We start from the raw sequence: 23,832 nt of genomic DNA, 5'->3' as shown, positions 1-23,832 counted from the left end.
TAATAACCTCACTTCAGCTTCGGATCTAATGCATCACGCAGTCCATCACCAAATAAGTTGATTGATAGAACCGTTAAAAAGATAAACAGTCCAGGAAACAACGAAATCCATGGCGCGTCACCAAGATACCCTTGTCCCATTGAAAGCATGGCACCCCAGCTTGGTGTTGGAGGCTGAGTACCAAGCCCCAAATAGCTTAATGAAGCTTCAGAAATGATTGCCGCGGCAATCGATAGAGTAGCCTGGACCAGAATGGGCGGCATGCAGTTCGGCAGGATATGCTTGAAAATGATTTTAAAATCACTGATCCCGGATGCTTTAGCAGCCGTAACATATTCCCGCTCTCTCTGGCTCAATACCTCTCCCCTGACCAGACGGATAAAGTTAGGGGTAAAAATGATTCCAATCGCAATCATGGCATTTTGCAATCCAGCTCCCAATACAGCTGCAAGAGAAAGCGCCAGTACCAGCGGCGGGAATGAAAGCAGGGCATCCGTAAAACGCATGACAACAAATTCATCTAAAACGCCGCGATAATATCCTGAAAAAAGACCGATCGGGATTCCAATCAATAATGCGATGCCTACCGAAATTATCCCGGCCTGGATTGACACTCTCGCCCCATAAATGATCCTGCTGAAAATATCACGGCCAAGCTCATCTGTCCCAAGAAGATTCTCTGAATTCGGGCTTTGGAGGAATTTTGCATAATCTTGCTCACCAGGATTATAAGGGGCGGCCACCGGAGCAAAAACTGCCATAAGGATCAACAGCAATGTAAAAATACCACCAGCTACAGCCAATTTATTTTGAAAAAAGCGGGAACTCATCTCTTTCATTCTGCGCTTTTTCGGGCTCTCAACAACTGTCATTTTTTGATTCAACTGTGCTTCCATGGTCACTGGCCCCCTGTTAGCTTAATTCTCGGATCTAGAATCGAATAAAGAACATCAATAAAGAAGTTAACCACTACAACAGCGATAGCCATGAACAGCACGGCACCCTGCACAACCGGAAAATCCCTTGTCATGATGGCATCGATGACAAGCCTTCCGAGTCCCGGAATTGCAAAAATCGTTTCGGTGATCACCGCACCTCCAAGGAAGGTGGCTAATTGCAATCCGCTAACTGTCACGACAGGAATAAGTGCATTCTTCAAAGCATGGCCAATTACGACTCCTCTTTCAAGAACACCTTTCGCATAGGCGGTCCTAATGTAATCAGCCTCCAGTACTTCAAGCATGCTTGAACGCAGCATCCTTGTGATTTCTGCACTCAATCTGACCCCTACTGCTAGGGCTGGCATAATCATTAAAAGCATGCTTTGTTTAAAATTCGTCCATGGCTCCACATACCCTGAAGGTGCCAGCCATCCCAATGAAATCGAAAAGATGAAAATCAGTAAAATTCCCAGGAAAAACGGTGGAACTGAAACCCCTGACAATGCAAATGTTGTTCCAAAGTAATCCCAGAAAGTCCCTTTTCTTGTAGCTGAAATAATACCGGCTGGAATGGCAATCAGCATAGCAATGATAAATGACATGATGGATAGCTGGATTGTTACCGGCAGCTTCTGAAGCAGCACGGTAAGAACCGGAGTATTATCTTTCAATGAATTCCCAAGATCTCCCTGAAGGACATTTGTTACCCAGTTAAAATACTGGACATAAAGAGGATCATTCAGGCCCATCTGCTCCCTCAATGCCTGCAGCGCTTCTTCAGTGGCCTCCTGCCCGAGAATCATCCTTGCAGGGTCGCCTGGTGTGAGATGAACGAGTGAAAAAACGATTATGCTTACTAAAAATAAGATAACGACCATAAGTCCTAATCGACGAAGCAAAAACTTTACCACGCTGCTCCCTCCTTTTTTTTAAGGTTCAATAGTATTTCGGCCTGGAGACGGGTCTCCAAGCCGAATCAAGTAAATTGCTTATTTAAATGAAACGTCATGGAAGCGCATCATTTGATCCGCTATGTGTTTATAGCCTTGCAGGTTGTTCTTATATGCTTTGTAATCCTTCTCATGATAAATGAAGATGAACGGAACTTCTTCCTGGCCAAGCTTTGTAGCTTCTGAGTAAATCTTCTTTCTTTCCTTTTGATCCGTCTCCACACGGGCCTGTTCTAATAGCTCGTCCATTTTTGGATTGGAATAACCATAGTTGATTGAACCTTCAGTATTGAATAGCGCGTAGATATTTCCATCTGGATCGGTTCTTCCGCTCCAGCCCAAACGGACAGCATCAAATTTGAAGTTATCCATATTATCAAGCATGGTTCCAAACTCAACCATTTCAAGATTCACCTTTATCCCTGCTTCTTTAGCCATGGATTGGATCATTTGCGAGATTTGTTCCTCGACCGGCTTTGGAGACAACTGCAGCGTGAACTCGAATCCATCCGGATAACCTGCGTCAGCCATAATTTTCTTCGCTTTTTCAATATCCTTCTTCTTCGGCTTGATACTTTCATCATATGCCCATGTTCCAGGAGGGATTGCTCCCGCTGAAGCTACTGCTGTATCGCGAAGGGCAACCTTGATAATCGCTTCACGGTCGATGACTAAGTCAAGTGCCTGGCGAAGTGCTTTGTTATTGAATGGTTCACTCTTATGGTTCAAATACAGACCCTGGAATCCAAGAGCTCCCGTTTCAGATAAGGTAAGGTTTGAATCATTCTTAAGCTTCTCGACATCCTTTGGCGGAACCTTGCTGATGATGTCAACATCACCTGATGTAAGGTTTGTCAGTCTGACGTTTTCATCAGCATAGGGACGATAAACAATCTTTTCAAACTTTGGTGCTCCACCCCAATAGTCTGCATTCTTTTCTACTACGATTTTGTCTTGCTTAACACGAGACACAAACTTGAATGGACCAGTACCTACAGGTGAATTAGCGAAGTCTTTGCCCTTTTCCTTTACTGCTGTTGGTGAAACCATCATCCCTGCACGGTCAGATAACGCCGCAAGGAATGGGCTGTAAGGCTCGGAAAGCACAACCTTCAATGTTGTGTCGTCGACTACTTCAATCTTTTCAATAGAAGATAATTCAGATGCACGCGGTGAACCAGTATTAGGATCCATCATGCGTTCAAAGTTGAATTTAACCGCTTCTGCATTGAACGGAGTTCCATCATGGAACTTTACGTCCTTTTGCAAGGTAAAGGTGTATGTCTTACCGTCTTCGGAGATGTCCCATTTTTCAGCAAGCATTGGCACAAAATTAAGCTCTTCATCAACATCAACTAGCTTGTCATAGATACTGTGGAAGACTTGTCGGTCAACAGCAGCTGTAGAAAAGTGAGGATCCAATTGCGGCGGATCATCATCCAATCCAACCACCAATTCTGATTTGTCCGTTTTCGCCGGAGCGCTGGCAGTTGTTGATTTTTCTGTTCCTGTACTGGAAGAATTACTATTGCTGCATCCAGTCAGAAACAATAAAAAACTCATAAATACTGCTGCAAATACTTTTACCTTTTTACTCACTTTTGCTTATCCCCCTTTTTTCGCAAAACAACTCCCTTAACATAAGCAGGCAAAAAGTTACAATCACCTACTTTATGAAAGCGTTTTACTACTTTTAATTTCATTTCGAATTTCGTATTATTATAATACAGGGAATTTAAAAAATCTATATAATATTCAGAAAATATTAAGATTTTTTTCTACTATAATTATTTGAATCTTTTTCCAATTTTTATTGATAATCCTCTCATTTGTAAGCTAAGATAAATCTACTAATTCTAATGGAAAAGTGGTGTTTGGATGAATATTGATGAAACGGACCGTATGATCTTGCAACTTTTATCTGAAAATGGACGAATGTCCTATGTAGATATCGGTAAGGAGTTGAATCTATCCAGGGTATCAATCCGGGAGAGAGTCAATCAATTAATAGAGGATGGTGTCATAGAAAAGTTTTCCGTCGTAATCAATTCGGAAAAAGTAGGAAAAGCTGTATCTGCCTTTTTTGAGGTTGATTGTGAACCCTCTTCTCTCGTAAAAGTAGCAGAAGCGCTCGCCAACAATCCAAGTGTCGCAAGCTGTTATCAGATGACAGGGCCAAGCACCCTGCACATGCATGTTTTAGTAGAGGACTTTATCAGGCTGGAGAATTTTATTAACGAAGAACTGTATAGCCTGGAAGGGATCACAAGAGTCGAAAGCCATATTTTGCTTCGGAGATTCAAAAGCCGTACCGGTATGAAATTGTAGATGGGGGCTGCGAAAGTTAAGGCAGAAATTGAAAAACGACACAGGCAAATTTCGTCTGTGTCGTTTTTTATATTTTATAAAAAGAAAACCAAAACCTGTGATGCAATCGCGACTGAGATCAGCGCAAATGGATAGGCCGCGGCATAAGCGATGGATGGGTCTTCGGAGTCCATCAGCTGGTTGGCTGCGCCGAGTCCGGGGGTGCTTGTCATTCCGCCGCATAATGCGCCTAATGAGTGAATGATGCTGAGCCTAAAAAGCTTTCTTGCGATGAAAAAGCCGGCGATCACAGGCAGAATGGTTATGATTGCTCCGCCGATGACGAGATTGAACCCTTCCTGCTGGATAACCTGGACGATGCCTTTTCCGGCAGTTGTACCGGCACCGGCAAGGAAAAGGACTAGGCCGATATCACGGATGACCTGGTTCGACGGCTGGTAATAGCGCGCGTGGATTGGTCCAAGTCTTCCGAAGTGGCCGATGATCAGGGCAATGAACAAAGGCCCGCCGGCGACGCCGAATGTAATCGTCCCGAGTTTTGGGAAGTGAATCGGCACCATCCCGGCAAGGACGCCGAGCAGCAGCACGAGACTGAGTGACAGGATGTGAATATTGGTTACGGTCAGTTTTTTTCTGCTGAATAATTTTTCGACGTCATCCAATCGGGCCTTGCTGCTGACTAGCGTCAGGACATCGCCGCGTTCAAGGCGCCACTTTGGATTCTGGTTGAATTCGAAACCGCCGCGCTCAATTCTTGTAACTGTGACACCGTATGTGCGCCTCAGTTCAAGTTCCTTGATCGTTTTCCCAATCAGTTCAAGCGCATCGACGGTGACTTTGCGAAGCTCTACATTGTCATGGTTTACGGTGTTTGTCTCCACTTCACGGCCGATATCCACGCAAAGCTTTTTCAAATCGTTTGGCAATCCGACAGCGACAAGCCTGTCCCCTACCAGAATAACGGTATCATTGAGAGCGATGATATTTCGGTCGCCCCGGATAACCCGGCTGATGACGACAGAATTGTTTCGATTGAATTTGAGCTCTTTTAGTGTTCGTTTATTAATGGAAGGGCTGGTCACCTCTATCGTTATGACTTCAGGCGACTCATCATTGCGGACAGGCCCTGACTTCTTTTTCAAATCCTCCGCCAGATCGACCTTCAGCACGCGCGGCAACAGCTGCACGAACAGCACAACTGCTAGGACGCCGAAAGGATAGGCAATCCCGTATCCGACAGAGGCAAGCGGATCTCCAGTGGCCTGGAGGGCGGCAGCAAGACCGGGCGTGCTCGTCAGCGCGCCCGTCATGATGCCGATGCTCAATGCCGGCGACAGATGGAACAGCTTGGACACGATAATCGTCGTAATGGAAGCAACCAGGACAATCAGCAAGCTGATTACGCCAAACACGATCCCGCTTGTTTTCATCATCCGGAAAAAGCGCGGACCGGCTGATAGACCTACTGCAACAATAAATAAACCAAGTCCCAGCTGCTGGATGACCGGTGACACCTGGTAGCCGAAATGGCCGAACACCATTGCCGCCAATAATACTCCCGACGTCCCCAGGCTTAATCCTCGTATTTTGATTTCACCCAGCGCCGAGCCAAGAAATAGTATGACAAATAATATAATTAACGGTTCCTCAAGCAAACCCTTTATGCCGTCCACAGTTGATTCCTCCAAATTAAATCCGTTTGTGAAAATCTACACAACATAGAATAGCACGACAAATGATCATTTCCTAACCAAGACATTGACGAATTTATTACAAAAACAACATCCCCCTGGTGAAAACGCTTTTCTATGCGTTTTCCTTAAAGGAGGAATCTGTAAACTAAAATTATTGCGGCTTTTGTTAAAAATTACAGAGTTCCATGTAAAAGGTCTCTCTTTGACAAGCCGATTTTTCATAAAATCGTTGCTAACGAACGCTTTATAGCGAAATTTTAGTTTATATAGCGACTTTTTGTTTTTTATAGCGAGTTTTCTATTTATATAGCGACTTTTCCATTTTTATAGCGATTTTTTCATTTTTATAGCGAGTTTTTCATTTTTATAGCGAGTTGGAAAAAAACGCAGATTTTTTCCAATTGAAAAAGAGACTCTAAATTGAGTCACTTAAATCATTTCATAAACCCCCTGCGAGGATTCGAGGATATAGTCTGGCTTTGGCTGGCTGATATTGTTTTTTGTGTCCGGCGATGTGGTCAGGGTGCTTCTCCCAATTTTTCCAGTCCTGTTCATTTTGCCAGTTGATCATAACCCGTGGCTTGAAACGAAAAAAAGCCCCTAATCAGGAGCTAATATCCAATGATTTTTCAAGTAATTTTTGATGCCTGAGTTCGAATTGGTGGATGTGGTTCAATTCTTCGAGCAGGTCATGGATCGATACCAGTTCATAATAGATAATCGTTTCTTCGGAGAACCGATTGGCGTCTGCTTCACGCTCATCTACCTCATGTCTTAATAAGCCGAGCAATTCATTGACAACGGCATCATGATCCTCGTCCAGCAAGAAGTCGGGATGATGGAGTGCGGTTTTGATCGATTTCACCATCGCTTCTACTACACCTGCCTTAGTCTCCGATAAATGAATCGAAGGCAGCGAAAAAAGATTTCCGACATGGTAATGGATTTGTCTCAAAATCGTCAGCTTCTTTAATTCATAATGGATATTCTTTAAAAATGAGGAATGAGAAAATGGCTTTATTGAAAAAATTCAACTTTGTTGGGGGCAGGGTCCTTAAAACGGGAATTGCTGTCTTCATTACTGCACTGATTTGTGACCTGCTTGGCTGGCCGCCAATGAGAGCTTTTTCATCCGCCTTGGGACGACGTTGACAGGGCTGACGGTTTCGACGCTTGTAAACCTTTTGGTGATCCGGCCTGATTACTCCAGGCCCATCAAGAGTAAAATTCAGCAACTGATCCACGAGACAGGGAACCTGATTGCCAGCAGAGGAACAGAAATCACGAGGCATCAGCCTCTGCACCGGGAAACGAGATCAGACTTCCAAAGGATCCTCAAAGACATGGAAAGTATTGAAACATTATGCAAATACCAAAAGAAAGAATGGAAGCTGCATCAATTTGACCGGAAGAACATGCAAACGTATACCGTACTATTATATCGTAACGTTCCTGATATACGAAAACAGCATAAAAAAAAGAAAACCCCTCAAGGAGGAGTCTCCTATTCGTTGATCACATATCCATTCCCTGAGACTTCAGTATTCATTGGAACCTTGATATAGATGAAATTCAGTCCCTGCATCATTCCGTAACCGCCGTTGAACTGCTCTCCATTTTCAGCAAACTGGTTAAAAGGAAAGGCATTCGTGTATTTTACAAGTTTGACGTTCACAGGCTCTTGAGGGAATACTTTCAGAGTTGTCTCGCTAAGTTGGATTTCCGGTGAAGTGAAACGATCCGTGATATCGATATTATCTATATATGAAAAAGTGGAGTAATGAGTCACTTCGACCTGATTCTCGAGAGATTTTACCTTCTCGATGAATACCGTGGCATTGATGCTCAACGCATTAATATTCAAAGATTTTCCTTCCAGCGGGAATTCCCATGATTTCATTTTTGTAAGCCCTTCTGCTTCCTCAATTTTTCCAGACTCGACAATCGAATAAACATCACCGTTTATTCGTTCATTTTGCTGAATTTCTTCGTCGGTCAAATAATCTCCCTGATAGGATTCACCCTTTGGAAGAATGAAGGAAATGATTCCAGTGCAAAGCAAGACAACCAGGTAGCCTGTAAATACCTTTGTGGTGCGGCTCCCGTTCATGAACCTCGGACTTATGAACTTATTGGAGAAACTTCCGTAACTAATCATGGCCAATATGATAATAAAGATCAATAAAATAAAACTCATTTCCTCACCTCCAGACTGTCCGAAATCAATATAGCCGATCCAAATGCAATGGCCGATGTAAATAGAACCTTTAACAGGAACAGCAGAAGGGAGGTTTCCTTCACAAAAATTTGTCCAATATCAATCACCAGGGTCGATTCGCTGCCCACAAACACATTGATAAATATGCTTCCGAAAAACAATGCAGGAAGAATGATAATGAAAATTCTGTTTCTTTGGACGAGCATCCCGACCAGGTAGCCAAGTGCCGTGAAAAGGAACAGATACAGGATGGTTCCGGCAAGGCCTTCTGCCATCTGCAGCGTTGATAATCGCTGGCTTTCGATGAACTCCCGCTCCTGCAGGAACAAGACAGATAGCTTCAGCGACTGGCTCGCCAGCAGGAAGGTCACTCCGCCAATGACACTTGCCCAGGCGAGGAACAGGATATTCGCAATATGGCTGCTCATTCTGTTGGCCACAAACGCATAATCATCAAACCGATACGCCTGGGTCGTAACGACAATCGCCGAAATGAAAGCCCAGATCATCATGAAGGCAAGGACGATATTCCCGGAATAATTTTTCATATCATAACTGAAATTTTCAGTACTACCACCGCCGCCTCCTTCTCCGGCAAGCGAAAACAGAATTCCGATGATTTGCAGGATCATCAGTGAAGTGAACATCCCCCGGTAGGATTTCAGTTTGAATCGGAATTGCTTTTTTACAATATCCCAGAGGTTAATCTTTGTTAAAGACATCATCAATCCCGCCTTTCTCCTGGCTCGTCAAGTATAGACAGAGATCTTCGTTTGAAATCGTCGAGAACTCCAGGTCGTTTTTCATTGCTGCTGTAACCTGGTCATCAGACAAGTCGTTGCGGATGACCGCATAGCTCCTGCCAAAACCAGCACTGCTACGATGGAATATCTCATGTCCGCTAAGCCAGTCGTTCAGCATTTCTTCTTTCCCGCTGACAACGACCGCATACTCCCGCAGGTCCTCAACCGTCATATGCAAAAATTGCTTTCCATCCTTTAGGAGCAGGATGTCTTCAAGGATGTCCTCGACCTCATTGAGATGATGGCTTGAAATGATGATTGTCCGTGGGTTGGCAATATAGTCTTTTAGCAGCGCCCGGTAAAAGTCTTTTCTGACGCCAGCATCCATCCCGTTTGTCGGCTCATCAAAGATTGTCAGCGGACAGCGGGAAGCCAGCCCCAAAATCGCATTGAAGGTATTCTTCATTCCCTTCGACAGCCCGGTATGGTGCTGTTTCAGGTCAAGATGGAAATATTCAACTAGGTTCCTGGCAAATTTCATGTCCCAGTTATCATAAAAACTCGCTGCCGTTTCCAAAAGTTCATCAAGATTCAGCGCGGCTGGCAGATTCATATCGTTATCGACCATGATCATGTTCGCTGACACAGACAGGTTATTGAACGGGTTTTCCCCAAATACCCTTACTACACCTGAACTCTCACGCATGAAACCAGCGGCGATTTTCAGCATCGTCGTCTTGCCGGCTCCGTTCCTGCCAATCAGGCCTGTGATTTTATTCTCCCCGATTGAAAACGTCAGCTCATCCAGTGCTTTTTTCCTTCCATAGGTCTTTGTTACATTTTCGAATTCCAGCACACTCATCATGTATCCCCCTTCAAGTCCCGCTTGGCTTCCTGGATCATCGCGATCAATTCCTCCTCAGTCACCTGGAGATGCTCCGCCTCCCGCACCAACTCTAGCACCAATGACTTCAATGTCTGGTTCCTCCGTTTCGCTGTGATAATCTTTTTCGCATCCTCCGATACAAACATGCCGAGACCGCGTTTTTTATAAAGAATGTTTTCATCCGCTAAAATATTCAACCCTTTTGCCGCTGTCGCCGGATTGATATTCAGCATTTCCGCAAGCTGATATTGTGAATGAACCTTCTCATCCTTCTTGATGCTTTCGCTGAGAATTTCCGTTTCCAGCCACTCAGCAATCTGGACATAAATCGGTTTCATGCTATCTGAATTAAGTATCAACCCCGCACCTCCTCTAACAGGTCACATAGTGCATTACTGTTGTAATGTACTATATTATATATTATGCAATTACTCAAGGGATATTTAACCAATTTTATAAAAATTTTTAAATTAAGGGGATTTCTCTCCATAAAAAAACCCCCTCGCATTACACGAGAGGGCAGCTGCTATAATACATGCGTCTTATCCAGCGGGCTTTCCAGCTTTGATAGTTCCAGCTTCATTTTTTCTGTTTCCAGCAGGTAGTTTTCATGCTTGAGCCGTTCAAGTTCAATTTCGTCTTTAATCATGTTGTGTTTGATTTTGGCAACTCTTTGATAATGGCTTGTTAAGATTGCGACGAGCGGAATCGAAAACACCATTATAATCGTTATGGTTCCGGTCATGGAACGTCACTCCAAACTATCATGATTTTATTTTCATCATAGCAAAATAGGTAAAATAAACCAACCCTAAATAGAAGTTTCGAATTGGACCTTGTGAAGCTTGGCAAAAATGCCGCCTTGCTCGATCAGTTCATCATGAGTACCCTGTTCGGCGATTCCATCCTCGGTGACAACGACGATTCGATCGGCACTTCTGATCGTTGCCAGTCTGTGCGCAATGACCAGCGTTGTCCGGTTCTTTGATAGTTCTGCGAGTGCTTTTTGAATGATCCTTTCCGTCTCGGTATCAAGCGCTGATGTCGCTTCATCGAGAATCAGGATTGGTGGATTTTTCAAGAACATCCTAGCGATGGCAATTCTTTGCTTTTGCCCGCCTGACAATTTTAAGCCCCGTTCCCCAATTTGTGTTTCATAGCCATCTGGCAATGCAGCGATAAAGTCCTCAAGATGTGCCTGTTTTGCGGCTCTGACAATATCTTCATGTGTGGCCCCCAATGAACCATATGCAATATTCTCTCGCAGCGTCCCGGTAAAAAGGAACACATCCTGCTGGACGATCCCGATTTGCGAGCGCAGCGATTTTTTCGTCATATCGCGAAGATCGATGCCATCAATCGTGATGCTGCCGCTGGTCACATCATAAAAACGGGGAATCAACGAGCAAATCGTCGTCTTCCCTGCCCCCGACGGACCAACGAACGCAACTGTCTCGCCATGGTTGATTTCCAGATCAATTCCTTCCAAAACGGGTTTGTTCTGGTCATAGCTGAAGGTGACATTCCTGAATTCGATATCCCCTTTCAAATGCGGGACCACAATCGCGTCCTCACGATCGACGACGTCCGGATTCTGGTCCATCAGCTCGGTAAACCGCTTAAAGCCTGCCATTCCTTTCGGATACAATTCAAGAATCGCACTGATTTTATCAATTGGTTTAAAAAGGACATTCACATACAGGACAAACCCGACAAGTTCTCCATAGCTCAGGCTGCCTTGAAAACTCAGCCATGCACCATAAACCAGGACAACAAGGACAATCAGCCTTGTCAGCATATAAATACCGGACGAACTGAACGACATCACCTTATAGGCCGTCAACTTGGCACGGCGGAACTTTCGGTTGTTCTTTGTGAATCTCTCAATCTCATAATCTTCATTTGTAAAAGACTGAACCACCCGAATTCCTGAAACGCTATCTTCGACCCTGGCATTGACGTCGGCAATATCTGTGTACATGTTTTTCCAGGCAGCGTTCATTTTCAAATTTGAATACGTAATCAGCCAAATCAGGAATGGTACGATGATCATCGTGATCAGTGCCAGCTTCACATTGATCGTCAGCATGATCCAAAACGCGCCAACAAATGTCATCACGGCAATGAATAAATCCTCAGGGCCGTGGTGTGCGAGTTCCCCCAGATCAAACAGGTCATTGGTGATCCGGCTCATGATGTGCCCGGTTTTCGTATTATCGAAAAAGCGGAAGGACTGCTTTTGTACGTGCTGGAACAGCTGCTGCCTCATGTCCGTCTCAATATTAATGCCAAGCTTGTGGCCCCAATAATTGACGATGAACTGGAGCAAGGTGCTGATGATGTATAACAGCAGCAATCCGATGCTCACACTGACGATCATGTTCCAGTTGCCGCCTGGGAGCAAGGTATCAATGAACCATTGGACCGCGAGTGGGAATGCCAGCTCCAGCAGGGCAACGATGACGGCACTACTGAAATCAATAACGAAAAGCCTGCGATGCGGCCGGTAATAGGTAAAAAATCTTCGTATCATAACTTGTTCTCCTTTAATATCTTCAAGTGATTATATGTCAAGCAGTGCCACTTTTTCAATAATTATGAAAAATAAACCGAATGAATTTCTTATTTTTATACCTGATTAAAGTTTCTAATTTATGGCTAGTTTATAGAAGGATTAAATGGATTTGAGGTGAAGACATCTGAAGATTACGAAGAGGCATTTCGTTTTTAATCTTGTATTGATTATTGTTCCATGGTTGTCGTTACTGTTCATCGGCAAAAGAAGCTTCAAACGCTACTCATTTGCAGGCATTTTTATCATTGTTTTTGAAATTTTTAACCATATGTATGGCCACAAGCGGAACTGGTGGAAGTTTTACAATAAACGAAAGTCATTTATGCGGGATGAACTCCCTTTCAGCATTGGACCTTATATGCCGCTGTCGATGTGGCTTCTGAAGATTTCAGAGGGGAACTTCAAAAAATTCATCACACTCAATGCGATTGCCGACGGCGCATTTGCGTTCTTCTTGATTGATGTGCTAAAGAGGCTTAAAATCATCAGGCTGAACAAATTGAGCCATATACAGTTCTTTTTCTATTTGCATTACAAAGCATACTTACTGTATGGGTTCCAGTATCTTTTTGAAAAGTGGCGCGGTTATCGCGTGTATATGTAGAAAGAAAGCTCCCGGAGTAAACTTCCGGGAGCTTTCTCTATATTAAGATGGAACGAGGACGCCTTCGAGTTCTTTATTGATTTCTTTCGACCGGTTTGCCGCATGGCTGACTGCCTGGGAAATTGCCGTACCGCCGTTATATTTTCTCAAGGCGTTCAGTCCGGAGGCTGTCGTTCCATTCGGAGAGGTTACATTTTTCCTTAGTACCTCTGGTGTTTCATCCTTTTCGAAAATCATTTTCGCCGCACCGAGGATGGTCTGGGCAATGATTTCACGGGCCATTTTTTCGTCCAGGCCGTTTTCTTTGCCGACTCGCTCCATGTGCTCCATCAAATAATAAAAATAAGCAGGGCCGCTGCCGGCCAATCCAGTGAAGATATCCATCTGTTCCTCTTCAATCAGGAACACCTTGCCCATGCTGCTTAACAGTTCTTTTGCATCCTCTATATTTTCGTTCGTTGTATGTCTGCCTGGAGACATCGCAGTGGCAGATTCCTGGATCATGCTTGATGTGTTCGGCATGACGCGGATCACCTGCTGGCCAAGGTTTAGATTTTCTTCCATAAACCCAGTTGATATACCCGCCAGAACCGAAACAACCACCTGGCCAGGCACTACTTTGCCTTTCAAATCCGCAAGCGCATCCGCTGCTCCTTTTGGCTTCATCGCTAAAATAAATAGATCTATTTCTTCATATGGCAATTCAGCCTGAGGCATCGCAATGATTCCATATCTGGATTCCAGTCGTTCCAGTCTGGCTGCATTGCTTTTGTTCGTAACATAAACTTGTTCTGCACGCATTTTCCCTGACTTGACCACACCAGAAATCATCGCTTCCGCCATTGATCCTGCACCTAAAAACGCTACTTTTTTATGTTTTAACAACCGCATTCACCTCATCACTTTTATTTCCGTTCGCTTTTTATCAAGGCTCTTTTCTCAAACTTTGTTGCTTTTGGCTACAAAATTGGATTGAATGACCTATGTTTCTTCACAAGATTTATGCTAATTATGAGAAAAGAGCCTGCTCACTTCATTCCGAACTTCAAAATGGCTTCTTATCACGTTAAAATCGGCTTTAGGATTTTAACAACAATCTTTACGAAAACAGCCTTTATCAACGTTACTTATGGTAACATCCTGAGGATAAGTTTCAAGGGATACGAGGTGATTCGCGAGCATATGGCCGAGATAGTGAATGAAAGCGGGAACATTCTAAAGAATTACACCTTTATTTGCTTATAAAGAGTCTTAATCACCTATTATGCTAAAATATGAAGATATATAAGGATTCAAAAAATTAGAGATAATTGAGGGGGCGGACATGAATTTAAAAGAAAAGGTCAAAAACCTTCCTTTGACTCCTGGGGTTTACCTTATGAAAGATCAAAAGGGCACAGTGATTTATGTCGGGAAAGCGAAAAACCTCAAGAAACGGGTCCAAACTTATTTTCAAAACTCTGCAGCCCATCCGCAAAAAATTAAAAAGATGGTTGCTAACATAAATGATTTTCATGTTCTGCATACTGATACGGAATTCGAGGCATTCTTGCTTGAGTGCAAGCTCATCAAAGAATTACAGCCTCTTTTTAACAAGAAAATGAAGAGCCACCTTCCTTACTCTTATATTGCAATTAAGATGGACGGGCCTTACCGGAAAATTTCAATTGCTTCTGAAAAATCCGAAGGTAGCGGCACAATTTATTTTGGACCCTATACCAGCATGATTTATGTGAAAAAAGCAATTGAGAACTTGAAGGAGTATTTTAAAATAAATTGTCTTCAGCCACTCAAGGGTTCCCCTTGCCTGAACTATACCCTGGGGAAGTGTAATGGTCTGTGTTTAGGAGGAACAGAGGTTGAGCAATACAATAGGATCGTGGAAAGGTTCATTACTTTCCTTCAGGGATCTAATGAAGAGATCTTGGACGAATTAGAGCAGAAAATGAATCAGGCCTCCGAAGAAAACCAATTTGAAGAAGCAGCAAAATACAGGAATTACATGAAATCACTCTCCATCCTTTTGTATAAAGAAAATATGATCCAATTCACTGGAGGAAATAAAAACATTGTTGTGGTTGAAAGGATCAATGACCGCACACTGAAGGTTTTCCTGATCAAAGGGCATAAAGTCATTTTTAGCAAGGAATACCATTCAGAGAAGTTCAGGCAGCTAGCAGTGGAGATCAGGGACAACATCTTTTACTTCTTCCAGCAGAGTAAGAAAAGGAAATCTGTCATCATCGGCAAGGAGGAACTTGATGAAGCTCAAATCATCTATAGTTATTTAAATGGGGGCAACGCCAGATTCATTACCATTCCAGAAGAATGGCTGGATGGCAGTGAATCTGAAAAACTGGATGTATCTATTAATCAATTACTAAACGCTTAAGTGGGCTGCAAAGATAGATGCAGACCTTTTCTTATGTTTCTTTTGGCCACAGTAATGAAAAGGTCGTGCCGCTTGAATTGCTCTCCTTTAAAATCAAGTCTGCCCCGAGCGACCGGGCAAGCATTTTACTGAAAGGAAGCCCCAGTCCAAGTCCCCTGACCTTTAGTTTTTTCGTCTCACCACGGAAGAACCGTTCAAATACTAGCGTCTGCTCTTCCTCTGGTATGCCTGAACCCGTATCTTTTACATCTATTCTTTCCTCAGACAGGATGATGGAGATTGAGCCTGAATCGCCTATAGCCTGATGGGAGTTATTCAACAGGTTGATGAGGATTTGCTGCAGCCGGAGCGGATCAGTCATTCTGTATACCGATGATTCCGGTGTGATCACCCTGAGGTCAACTGGTTCAGTTTGTGTCAGCTGCCATTGTCGGCCAATGTCCTCAACCAGCTTGTTCAGATCGCAATTTTCCGGCCGAATGGTAATGGCGCCGGCAGCCAGGGAATTGAAGTCGAGCAAATCGGAAATCATGCTCTGCAATCTTTGGATTTCTTTCAGCGTGATATCCAGGAATTCCTGGCGCTCCTCCCCTGTGACGATTCCATCCCGAACTGCCTGGACAAGGCCGCTGATCGAAGTAACAGGCGTTTTCAGATCATGCGTCACACCAGCCAGCAGCTCGGCACGCATTTGCTCCAGCTGTGTAAGACGATTGGTCATTTCTTTAAAGGAAGTTACAAGTTGATGTATCTCAAGTTCTTTTGGATTAGAATCCAGTTTGATGTCATAATCTCCTTCCCGTACCTGTGCCGCAGCCTGTGCGACATCCTGGATGGGCTTGAGGATTTTTTTTGTAAGAAGATAAATGACGACCCAGCCAAGCAAACCCAATCCAAGCAATAAAACGATCAACAAACGGTATTCCTGATTGACATCGGCCAATTCGTCCGCACTCTGCATCACAACTACCCAGCCGGTTTGAAGTTCATTCATTAAGATAGGAGATTTAACGGCATAGATTTGCTGACCATTTATACTCTGCTTGTTAATTGTATCTTCATTTTTAAACACGGAGGCAGGAACTTCTCCCGATGTGTGATGAGGACCTCCTCCGCCCTTCATCGGCCCCGAATTAAGGATATTGCCTTCCAAATCAGTAATGAAAAGCTGAGGCTGATTTTCCATTTGAAGGATTCTGGCTCTGTCCTGCAGCCTGCGGTCAAGGCGTCCATAATCATTATTTGCCGTGGATTGCCCGAATCGATCCGCTGTTTCGACCGCCAGATACTCCATTAAATTCAACCGGTTCTCCAGCGTGGTTTGCCTGATCCACCACATTGACCCGGCCCCTAGCAACAGCAGTCCGACAACAAGGGTAAAAAGATACCTGGTTGTCCAATATCTCAGAAGAGTTGTTGGTTTGTTATTTGTCGTAAACACTGAACTGATACCCCAATCCTCTTAATGTCCTGATTTCACCCTGTTCTGCAGGCCAAGCCGCCAATGATTGGCGTATGCGTTTGACGGACAGGTCCACAGCCCGGTCGCTCCCGTCATAATCCATTCCCCAGACACTTTCAATTAAATCTTCCCTCGTAAAGGTCCGGTTTGGCCTCTCAGCCAGGAATAACAGCAAACTGAGGTCCTTTGGCGTCAGCACCACTTTTTCACCATTGACTGTGACAACATGTGAATCCATATTGATTTTCAGGCTGCCAAATTGTTTCTCATTTTCGGTATCGAGGACATTGGAGGAACGGCGCAGCACCGCATTGACTCTGGCAACCACTTCTTCGCCGACGAATGGCTTGGAGATATAGTCGTCCGCCCCCTGATTCAAACCTTTTAGACGATAGTCAATATCTCCGAGGGCTGTCAGCATGATGACCGGACAGGCACTGGTTTTACGGATTTCCTTTAAAATAGACCAGCCGTCCATTCCCGGCAGCATGACATCCAGCAGCACAAGATCAGGCTTACGCTGAGCAAACAATCCCAGCCCTTCGCCGCCATCATAGGCTTGTACCACCTCATAGCCTTCATGCTTCAAGTAAACCGCCAGCACTCTCGAAATCGTTTCTTCGTCTTCTACTATCAAGATCGTCTTCATTGCCGCTCCTCCTGTTATTCTTAAAAGCCACACTGCCTAAACGTCCCGGCAATCGCTGAAGCTGGAACTACTCGAACTGAATATCTATATTATCATCTTACAAGAAAATCCCCCGTTTTTACCGGGGGACTTTGACAATATTTTTTAAAAAGGGGCTTTTAAAGGCAGCAGGTTATTAAAAGCCCTGACCGGCACCTTTATTGTGCATGCCGCCACGGCCGCCTTTACCGCCGAACCCGCCGTTTTGTCCGATTTCGCCTTGGCCGCCGCCGAATCTGCCGTTTTGTCCCATTCCACCATGGCCGCCGCCGAATCCCTCGCCGTGTCCAAAGCCGCCGCCCATGCCTTTCATACCAAAGCGGCCCATTCCATCTTCAAACAGCTCATCAAGCTTGTCAGCATCCTTGTCCCTAATCTCCTGGATCAGTTCCTGTGAATCCTTATCCGCAGTGGAAATACCCAGTTCCTTCGCAAGGTTCACGACTTTCTTTTCCTGTACTTCCTGGGCAATTTCCCCAATCGTCTTGCCATCGATAGTAATGTTCAGTTCCTTTGCATCTGCTTTTACTTTTGCCGTCTGGACTTCTTGCATGATTTCGCGGATATCCTTGCCTTCTACTGTAACTCCATACTTTTTCGCCTGTTGATTGATATAGGCAGTATGGACTTCCTGCTGAAGCGTCTGCAGGTCTTTGCCTTCCGCAGAAACGCCCAGCTCTTTCGCTTTTTTATTCAAGTTCGCTGTACGGATATCTTCCATTAAAGTCTGAACATCCTTGTTGTCGGTAGACACCCCAAGTTCCTTTGCTTTATCCTTCATGTTTTCTAAGCGGATGGCATCGCGAAGCGCGTCTGCATCCTTCCCATCTGCAGAAATGCCGAGATCCTTCGCTTTTGCCTTCAGATTGGCCAACTGTACTTCCTCGGCAAGTGCTGTGATATCCTTGCCGTCTGTCTTGATTCCCAGATCTTTGGCTTCATTTTTGATTGTTGCTTCCCGGATCTCACTCATCAATGTTTCTGCTGTTTTGCCTGAAGTGCTGATTCCAAGTTCTTTAGCCTTTTCAATCAAGGCTTCGGAGTTGCCTCCCATATATCCTTTATGGCCAAACCCTTTTCCAAAGAAGCTTTTAACTGTGCTTGCGGCTGTGCTGGTGGAGCTATCATCATTCGCTAATGATGTGGTAGCATAGCCTCCCAGCAATAATGCACCCGCGATGGTGAATCCTATGACTGATTTCTTTTTCATTTCTGACATCCTCCTATAAACAATCTTTTTTTCAGATCCGTGATGGACATGGACCTTATACTTATAATTTACAGAGTGAATATGTCAGGAAAATGTCAGGCGAAAAAAAGAAGTAAAAATTTCAGGCAAGTTGACAGTGATCTGGAATAGCGAGTTTCAGCCTGCCTGTTTTGCTATTTAGAGTTTTTTCATGTCCGGAAGATGTCAGAGACAAAATACCCGGCACACCCCGGGTTTTGACTCTATTTCAGCTGCACTTTCTCGCCGCCTACCTCGATGAACCATTTACCTGCAGCAAAGCTTTCCTTTGATACTTCAAATACTTTCGTATCAGTCACAGTGATGCCAGGGTTCAGGTCGCTCGCAATCTTGGCGTTATCAACATTAGTCTCAATCGCGTAATTGGAAGATGCATCAATGTCAGCGTCATACTCTGTTCCTTCTTCATCGACAAGGCTGACAGCAGGGTAGTCGAACATTCCAACCGGTTTTTTTGAAGTGTTCTTGATTTTATATTGGATCGCTACGAAGGTGCCCCCTTCGGATACTGCCTTGTTGACGAACTCATTGCCTACCTGGTCTTTTTCTTCAAATTTAGTGACGGTGATTTCCACTTTATCTGTCTGAACAGCTTCTCCCAACTTATATACTTTTTCTTCTTTTGCCGGGGCTGCCGCGGTTGTTGCTGAAGCACCGTCTGCCTTACCCTCTTCCTCTTCCCCGCCACTAAGTGCTGGACCGACGATTCCAAACAAAATCAATATGCCTATGAAACTCAAAATTTTATGCCTTCCAAAAATCTGCGCTGGTCTTTGCCGCAATGAGGGCATTTTTTCACACCTTTGGCGATTTCCTTTCCGCACGTCTTGCAGTTCCCCAATTTATTGTCCATCATGGTCTGCCTCCTGATTTTATTTCATTCTTTTTTCAATGATTGATTCTGAAACCATCTCATACATCATTTCGATGCCTTTTTCAGAGGCTTCGAAGTTAAAAGAGTTATCAAGGTTGATTCCGAGATTTTCAGCTTCATTGGCAACATCGATATTGGCGCCCATGAAGATGAACTCCCAGCTGTACTTTTCCTGCTGGTGCTGGATCAGTTCCTTCACTTTTCCATATGTGAACTCCCGGCTCGCATTCTCCATTCCATCCGTGGTGATGACGAAGATGATTTTGCCAGGCTTGCGGTCTTCCGAGGTCTTTGCCAGCCGGCAGCCGACATCCAGGATGGTTTTCCCGACGGCATCCAGCAGTGCAGTGGTACCGCGGACAAAATACTCGTCTTCTGTCAGCTTTGCATGCCTGGCATCGATTCCATTCCAAAGGACCTCATATTCATCATCAAAGAGTACGGTTGTCAGGACCGTTTCGCCTGCAAGCTCCGACTGTTTTTTCACAAAAGCATTGAAGCCGCCTACCGTGTCGCTCTCAAGCCCTGCCATCGAACCGCTGCGATCGAGCAAAAAAATGATTTCTGTTAAATTCTTGTTCATGTCTATCATCCTCCTAAGCTGAATCTGATATAATCATATCTAGATTCATCCATATATTGGTCGCCTGTTAAGCGACATTTTAAGGAGGCTGGCCACATGCTGGATCACAGGATAATGGAAGAACTGCAGCAGTATATTGAGCGCAATATGATTTATGTTGTATGTGAAAAGTCAATGGCCCCAATCGAGGATTATGTGCTCGAAAGCATTTCCCCGATGGAAATTGAAAGTTTCATCGAGCAAAAACGGAAGCCGACATTGCACAAGGTACTGTTTGGCTTGATTGATAAAAAAGGGGTCACCGACGCTGAGGTTTATAAAAAGGCGGGCATTGACAGAAGACTTTTTTCAAAAATCCGTTCGAACCGTGACTACAGACCGGGCAAGAATACAGTGATCGCCCTTGCGCTGGGACTGGAATTGGACAAAAAAGAAACCGACAAGCTGTTAAGCTCTGCCGGCTACTCTTTATCGGACAGCGAAACCTCCGACCTTGTCATTCAATTTTGCATTGAAAGAAATATTTATGACATCCACCAGGTCAATTACGCATTGGATTATTTCAGCCAGAAGCCTTTGGGCGGAGTCTTATAAGAAGAGTGTGTCATTATCGGCAAACACATAAAAAGAGCCTGGAGAATCTCCAGGCTCTGGCTGTTAATGAATGGCTGTGCCGCGCTCAAAATGATTCATGCAGGTCAATTCTATAATGTAATCATAGTTGGCAATCGCTCTCTGAAGTTCGTTTTTTTCTTCAATAGACAGGTCTGGATGCTGCATCTTATTCGCCAGCTGCATTTGCAATGCTTCTAATTGAGATTTGACTTCTTGATAGTTCATGTCCAACACCCTTCCTTGAAATGAAATCGCTTTCTTTCTTATCATTATTATATATCGATAACCCCTTTGGGTATCAATGGATTTATTGATAATTTGTGAAACTTTTATTAGGACTCAGCCTTTTACACGCAGCCTCAAATTTATTTTCTTCAGCATATTTCATCAGCAGCCTGAGAACGCGGTTTGTTCCCAGGCTTTCCTTTATTAAATAAAAGTCGATTAGTCAGGCGTTTGAAGTATAATGAATACTATTCAGTTTATGCATATGACGATTCGTTGCGAGAATCCTATATATAAATAAGTGGGATAATAAAATAAAAAGAGGTTTTTATATGAGTAGAAGAAGTTTTGACGATTACAACTTAAGCGACGAAATTAAACGCGCCCTGACAGTGTTGAAATATGAATCGCCAACAGAGGTTCAGGAAGAAGTCATTCCGTTAGCATTGGAAAAGCAAGATCTTGTTGTTAAATCCCAGACAGGAAGCGGAAAGACGGCTTCATTCGGAATTCCCATTTGCGATATGGTTGAGTGGGAGGAAAAAAATCCACAAGCGTTGATTCTCACTCCAACCAGGGAGCTGGCTGTTCAGGTTCGTGAAGATATCACGAATATCGGGCGGTTCAAAAGGATCAAGGCTATGGCCGTTTATGGCAAGGAGCCTTTCTCGAAACAGAAAGAGGAATTGAAGCAAAAAACTCATGTCGTCGTCGGAACCCCTGGCCGTGTGATCGACCATATTGAAAGAGAAACACTCGTTTTAGACAAAGTAAAATATCTGATCATCGATGAAGCAGATGAAATGCTGAACATGGGGTTCATTGAAGCTGTTGAATGGATCATCGAAGAACTTCCACAAGACAGGGTAACGATGGTTTTTTCTGCGACTTTACCTAAGGATGTTGAAAATCTCTGCCATAAGTATATGAAGGAACCAGTTAATATTGAAATTGCTTCTACCGGTGTGACAACGAGTACCATTAAACATTCATTGATTGAGGTAAAGGAAGAAGAGAAAATTTCGCTTCTGAAGGACATTACCGTTGTTGAAAACCCTGACAGCTGCATCATTTTTTGCAGGACGAAGGAAAATGTCGATACCGTGTTTGCCGAGCTTGAGGGTGCCAATTATTCCTGTGAAAGACTTCATGGCGGATTAGAGCAGGAAGATCGCTTCGCGGTAATGGATGGCTTCAAAATGGGCAATTTCCGCTATCTTGTGGCTACCGATGTCGCTGCAAGAGGAATTGACGTCGATAACGTTTCGCTTGTCATTAACTATGACGTACCAATGGAAAAAGAGGGCTATGTGCACCGTACAGGCCGAACTGGCCGCGCTGGAAACAAAGGAAAGGCGATTACGCTTGCTACACCTTACGAAGGAAAATTCATCAGGGCAATCGAACGATACATTGGCTTTGAGATTCCTGTGAAAGAAGCTCCGAGCAAGCAAGACGTTGCAAGAAACCAGGCTGATTTCGATGAAAAAATAAGCGGGCGCCGCGTCGTGAAAAACAACAAAACAGCCCGCATCAACCAGGATATCATGAAGCTTCATTTTAGCGGAGGCAAAAAGAAGAAGCTCCGCGCCGTCGACTTCGTCGGTACAATCGCAAAAATCCCTGGAGTAAAGGCAGACGATATCGGCATCATCACCATCCACGATACCATGTCCTATGTAGATATCCTGAATGGAAAAGGCTCACTTGTCATTCAGGCGATGGAGAATGCAACGATCAAAGGAAAGAAGCTTAGAGTCAGCAAGGCGATTAAATAGAGGGTTATAAGAAAGGACGATTATGACATGCATAATCGTCCTTAAATTTATCTAATTTTTTTACATACAATAATTTCGCGTTCGAAGGTCCCTTTTCTCACGACACAGCGATCAGCAATTTCAAAGCCTGCATCTAGTATGATAGAGTCGATTGGTTCAATCGTGACGATGACTACTTTATCAGCGAATCCGTATGTGCTTTGGAGCATCTCGAGCTGCTCTTCGGGTGTGATGACCGAGCACAGATTGTACGGCATATCAATAAACGCCACATCATAGCTCCCATTGACCCTGCGGATGTCCTTAAAAGTCACTTCCGTTGCATAGCCAAAATGCGCGATATTCTCCCTTGTTCCAGGCAGGATGAGCGGGTTGATATCACTGGCAACGATGTCGATCCCCATCGACAATGCTTCCACCACTACCGTTCCTATTCCGCAGCATGGATCGATCGCTTTAACACCAGCTGGATCAGGAACGGCAATATTGGCGACGGCTCTTGCGATACGGGTGCTTAATGAAGTTGAGTAGCTATGCGGTTTTTGCTGATGGTTCAACCAGACCGCTTCACTGCTGTGGTATTCACCAAAAACCCAACGCTCGTTTACATTCATGATACCAAACAGCACATCTGGATTCACGAGCTCCGGCTCACCGGGAATTTGCAGTCCCACTTTGCGTTCGATTCGGCGCCTCTCTTCAAAATCCACCTTTTCAGGTCCAGACACTTTTACATACATCACTTTAAAAGTAGCGGCATTCAATTCTATCTTCTTTACTTGCTCAATAAGGTCCTCCAATTTCTCACCTTCAAGGATGACATCCATACGTCCCCTCATGAACGGACTTCGGCTTGGATCAATTTTCAAAGTGCTCTCCAGGATGCTGGATTCAGTATCCTCTCCAAAAAATGAGCGCATTTCCAGTGCGCACAACTCTTTTTCTTCACCAGGATAAGCATAATTATATATAAAAAACTTAGGTTCAAAGTTAGTGAATTCCAATCAATTTCAAATCCTTTCGCTGC

The 23,832-nt window shown here is 44.2% G+C and carries 24 protein-coding genes and 1 pseudogene; 6 read left to right on the top strand and 19 right to left on the bottom strand.

The annotated features are described in order from the left end of the window. Positions 1 to 8 precede the first annotated feature (8 nt). The 3 genes from QNH36_RS04225 to QNH36_RS04215 all read right to left on the bottom strand — a co-directional run bounded on the left by QNH36_RS04225 (position 9) and on the right by QNH36_RS04215 (position 3,490). Positions 9 to 839, bottom strand: a complete 831-nt coding sequence (locus QNH36_RS04225) for an ABC transporter permease (protein WP_144475547.1) — start codon at positions 837 to 839, stop codon at positions 9 to 11. A gap of 59 nt (positions 840 to 898) precedes the next feature. Further along, positions 899 to 1,852, bottom strand: coding sequence for a nickel ABC transporter permease (nikB, locus tag QNH36_RS04220; RefSeq protein WP_186326669.1), 954 nt, complete (start codon positions 1,850 to 1,852; stop codon positions 899 to 901). A 78-nt stretch (positions 1,853 to 1,930) separates the two neighbouring features. After that, the gene (locus QNH36_RS04215) at positions 1,931 to 3,490 is read right to left on the bottom strand and encodes an ABC transporter substrate-binding protein (RefSeq protein ID WP_283904790.1); all 1,560 of its coding nucleotides are present in this window, start codon (positions 3,488 to 3,490) and stop codon (positions 1,931 to 1,933) included. A gap of 279 nt (positions 3,491 to 3,769) precedes the next feature. On the opposite strand from QNH36_RS04215, the gene QNH36_RS04210 reads away from it, so the two are divergent. Next, positions 3,770 to 4,219, top strand: coding sequence for an Lrp/AsnC family transcriptional regulator (locus QNH36_RS04210; protein WP_144475286.1), 450 nt, complete (start codon positions 3,770 to 3,772; stop codon positions 4,217 to 4,219). Positions 4,220 to 4,293: 74 nt separating this feature from the next. On the opposite strand, the gene QNH36_RS04205 is transcribed toward QNH36_RS04210, so the two are convergent. Beyond that, the gene (locus QNH36_RS04205; protein ID WP_283904789.1) at positions 4,294 to 5,892 is read right to left on the bottom strand and encodes an aspartate:alanine exchanger family transporter; all 1,599 of its coding nucleotides are present in this window, start codon (positions 5,890 to 5,892) and stop codon (positions 4,294 to 4,296) included. Positions 5,893 to 6,517: 625 nt separating this feature from the next. Then, positions 6,518 to 6,868, bottom strand: coding sequence for a hypothetical protein (locus QNH36_RS04200; protein ID WP_283904788.1), 351 nt, complete (start codon positions 6,866 to 6,868; stop codon positions 6,518 to 6,520). A 56-nt stretch (positions 6,869 to 6,924) separates the two neighbouring features. On the opposite strand from QNH36_RS04200, the gene QNH36_RS04195 reads away from it, so the two are divergent. Beyond that, entirely contained in the window at positions 6,925 to 7,065 is a 141-nt protein-coding gene (locus QNH36_RS04195) for an aromatic acid exporter family protein (RefSeq protein WP_283904787.1), read from the top strand. Positions 7,066 to 7,417: 352 nt separating this feature from the next. Here the strand turns inward: QNH36_RS04195 and QNH36_RS04190 are convergent, their stop codons facing one another. From QNH36_RS04190 to QNH36_RS04165, 6 genes are all read right to left on the bottom strand, one after another. Continuing rightward, on the bottom strand, positions 7,418 to 8,110 hold the full coding sequence (locus tag QNH36_RS04190) for a hypothetical protein (RefSeq protein ID WP_144475288.1): 693 nt from the start codon (positions 8,108 to 8,110) through the stop codon (positions 7,418 to 7,420). Beyond that, positions 8,107 to 8,856, bottom strand: a complete 750-nt coding sequence (locus QNH36_RS04185) for a hypothetical protein (protein WP_144475289.1) — start codon at positions 8,854 to 8,856, stop codon at positions 8,107 to 8,109. The genes QNH36_RS04190 and QNH36_RS04185 overlap by 4 nt, the downstream gene beginning before the upstream one ends. Continuing rightward, positions 8,834 to 9,739: an ABC transporter ATP-binding protein gene (locus QNH36_RS04180; protein WP_313959702.1), complete on the bottom strand. Its 906-nt coding sequence runs from the start codon at positions 9,737 to 9,739 to the stop codon at positions 8,834 to 8,836. The genes QNH36_RS04185 and QNH36_RS04180 overlap by 23 nt, the downstream gene beginning before the upstream one ends. Further along, positions 9,736 to 10,119, bottom strand: coding sequence for a GntR family transcriptional regulator (locus QNH36_RS04175; RefSeq protein ID WP_144475290.1), 384 nt, complete (start codon positions 10,117 to 10,119; stop codon positions 9,736 to 9,738). The genes QNH36_RS04180 and QNH36_RS04175 overlap by 4 nt, the downstream gene beginning before the upstream one ends. A gap of 167 nt (positions 10,120 to 10,286) precedes the next feature. After that, positions 10,287 to 10,505 (bottom strand): hypothetical protein, encoded by a 219-nt coding sequence (locus QNH36_RS04170; protein WP_251544717.1) that lies wholly within the window; start codon positions 10,503 to 10,505, stop codon positions 10,287 to 10,289. A gap of 66 nt (positions 10,506 to 10,571) precedes the next feature. Further along, entirely contained in the window at positions 10,572 to 12,293 is a 1,722-nt protein-coding gene (locus QNH36_RS04165) for an ABC transporter ATP-binding protein (protein WP_283904786.1), read from the bottom strand. Between the two features lie 223 nt (positions 12,294 to 12,516). On the opposite strand from QNH36_RS04165, the gene QNH36_RS04160 reads away from it, so the two are divergent. Further along, positions 12,517 to 12,939: a hypothetical protein gene (locus tag QNH36_RS04160; protein ID WP_260983527.1), complete on the top strand. Its 423-nt coding sequence runs from the start codon at positions 12,517 to 12,519 to the stop codon at positions 12,937 to 12,939. 42 nt (positions 12,940 to 12,981) lie between these two features. Here the strand turns inward: QNH36_RS04160 and proC are convergent, their stop codons facing one another. Continuing rightward, complete coding sequence (gene proC / locus QNH36_RS04155) at positions 12,982 to 13,830, bottom strand: pyrroline-5-carboxylate reductase (protein WP_283904785.1); 849 nt, start codon at positions 13,828 to 13,830, stop codon at positions 12,982 to 12,984. A 433-nt stretch (positions 13,831 to 14,263) separates the two neighbouring features. Between proC and QNH36_RS04150 the strand changes: the two genes are divergently transcribed. Next, on the top strand, positions 14,264 to 15,331 hold the full coding sequence (locus QNH36_RS04150) for a GIY-YIG nuclease family protein (RefSeq protein WP_283904784.1): 1,068 nt from the start codon (positions 14,264 to 14,266) through the stop codon (positions 15,329 to 15,331). Between the two features lie 31 nt (positions 15,332 to 15,362). On the opposite strand, the gene QNH36_RS04145 is transcribed toward QNH36_RS04150, so the two are convergent. The 5 genes and pseudogenes from QNH36_RS04145 to QNH36_RS04120 all read right to left on the bottom strand — a co-directional run bounded on the left by QNH36_RS04145 (position 15,363) and on the right by QNH36_RS04120 (position 20,187). After that, a complete protein-coding gene (locus QNH36_RS04145; protein ID WP_144475296.1) occupies positions 15,363 to 16,772 on the bottom strand; it encodes a HAMP domain-containing sensor histidine kinase in 1,410 nt (469 codons plus the stop codon). Beyond that, a complete protein-coding gene (locus QNH36_RS04140) occupies positions 16,756 to 17,442 on the bottom strand; it encodes a response regulator transcription factor (protein WP_283904783.1) in 687 nt (228 codons plus the stop codon). The genes QNH36_RS04145 and QNH36_RS04140 overlap by 17 nt, the downstream gene beginning before the upstream one ends. Before the next feature lie 175 nt (positions 17,443 to 17,617). Continuing rightward, positions 17,618 to 18,691 carry a hypothetical protein gene (locus tag QNH36_RS04135; protein ID WP_283904782.1) on the bottom strand — a complete coding sequence of 358 codons (1,074 nt, stop codon included), beginning with the start codon at positions 18,689 to 18,691 and terminating at the stop codon, positions 17,618 to 17,620. A 242-nt stretch (positions 18,692 to 18,933) separates the two neighbouring features. Next, positions 18,934 to 19,583, bottom strand: a pseudogene (locus tag QNH36_RS04130) (DUF4352 domain-containing protein). A gap of 19 nt (positions 19,584 to 19,602) precedes the next feature. Continuing rightward, positions 19,603 to 20,187: a vWA domain-containing protein gene (locus tag QNH36_RS04120; protein WP_251544724.1), complete on the bottom strand. Its 585-nt coding sequence runs from the start codon at positions 20,185 to 20,187 to the stop codon at positions 19,603 to 19,605. A 96-nt stretch (positions 20,188 to 20,283) separates the two neighbouring features. Here QNH36_RS04120 and QNH36_RS04115 point away from each other — a divergent pair, with 96 nt between their 5' ends. Beyond that, entirely contained in the window at positions 20,284 to 20,781 is a 498-nt protein-coding gene (locus QNH36_RS04115; protein ID WP_144475300.1) for a hypothetical protein, read from the top strand. 63 nt (positions 20,782 to 20,844) lie between these two features. Here the strand turns inward: QNH36_RS04115 and QNH36_RS04110 are convergent, their stop codons facing one another. Continuing rightward, entirely contained in the window at positions 20,845 to 21,027 is a 183-nt protein-coding gene (locus QNH36_RS04110) for a DUF3896 family protein (protein WP_144475301.1), read from the bottom strand. A 332-nt stretch (positions 21,028 to 21,359) separates the two neighbouring features. On the opposite strand from QNH36_RS04110, the gene QNH36_RS04105 reads away from it, so the two are divergent. After that, positions 21,360 to 22,805 (top strand): DEAD/DEAH box helicase, encoded by a 1,446-nt coding sequence (locus tag QNH36_RS04105; protein ID WP_283904779.1) that lies wholly within the window; start codon positions 21,360 to 21,362, stop codon positions 22,803 to 22,805. A gap of 47 nt (positions 22,806 to 22,852) precedes the next feature. Here QNH36_RS04105 and QNH36_RS04100 read toward each other — a convergent pair whose 3' ends face one another. Beyond that, the gene (locus tag QNH36_RS04100) at positions 22,853 to 23,809 is read right to left on the bottom strand and encodes a TRM11 family SAM-dependent methyltransferase (RefSeq protein ID WP_283904778.1); all 957 of its coding nucleotides are present in this window, start codon (positions 23,807 to 23,809) and stop codon (positions 22,853 to 22,855) included. Positions 23,810 to 23,832: the final 23 nt, after the last annotated feature.

It is taken from the genome of Mesobacillus sp. AQ2 (assembly GCF_030122805.1).
Lineage (GTDB): Bacteria > Bacillota > Bacilli > Bacillales > Cytobacillaceae > Mesobacillus > Mesobacillus oceanisediminis_A.
The sequence above is the reverse complement of the archived record's forward strand: the minus strand, read 5'-3'. Positions and strand labels throughout refer to the sequence as shown.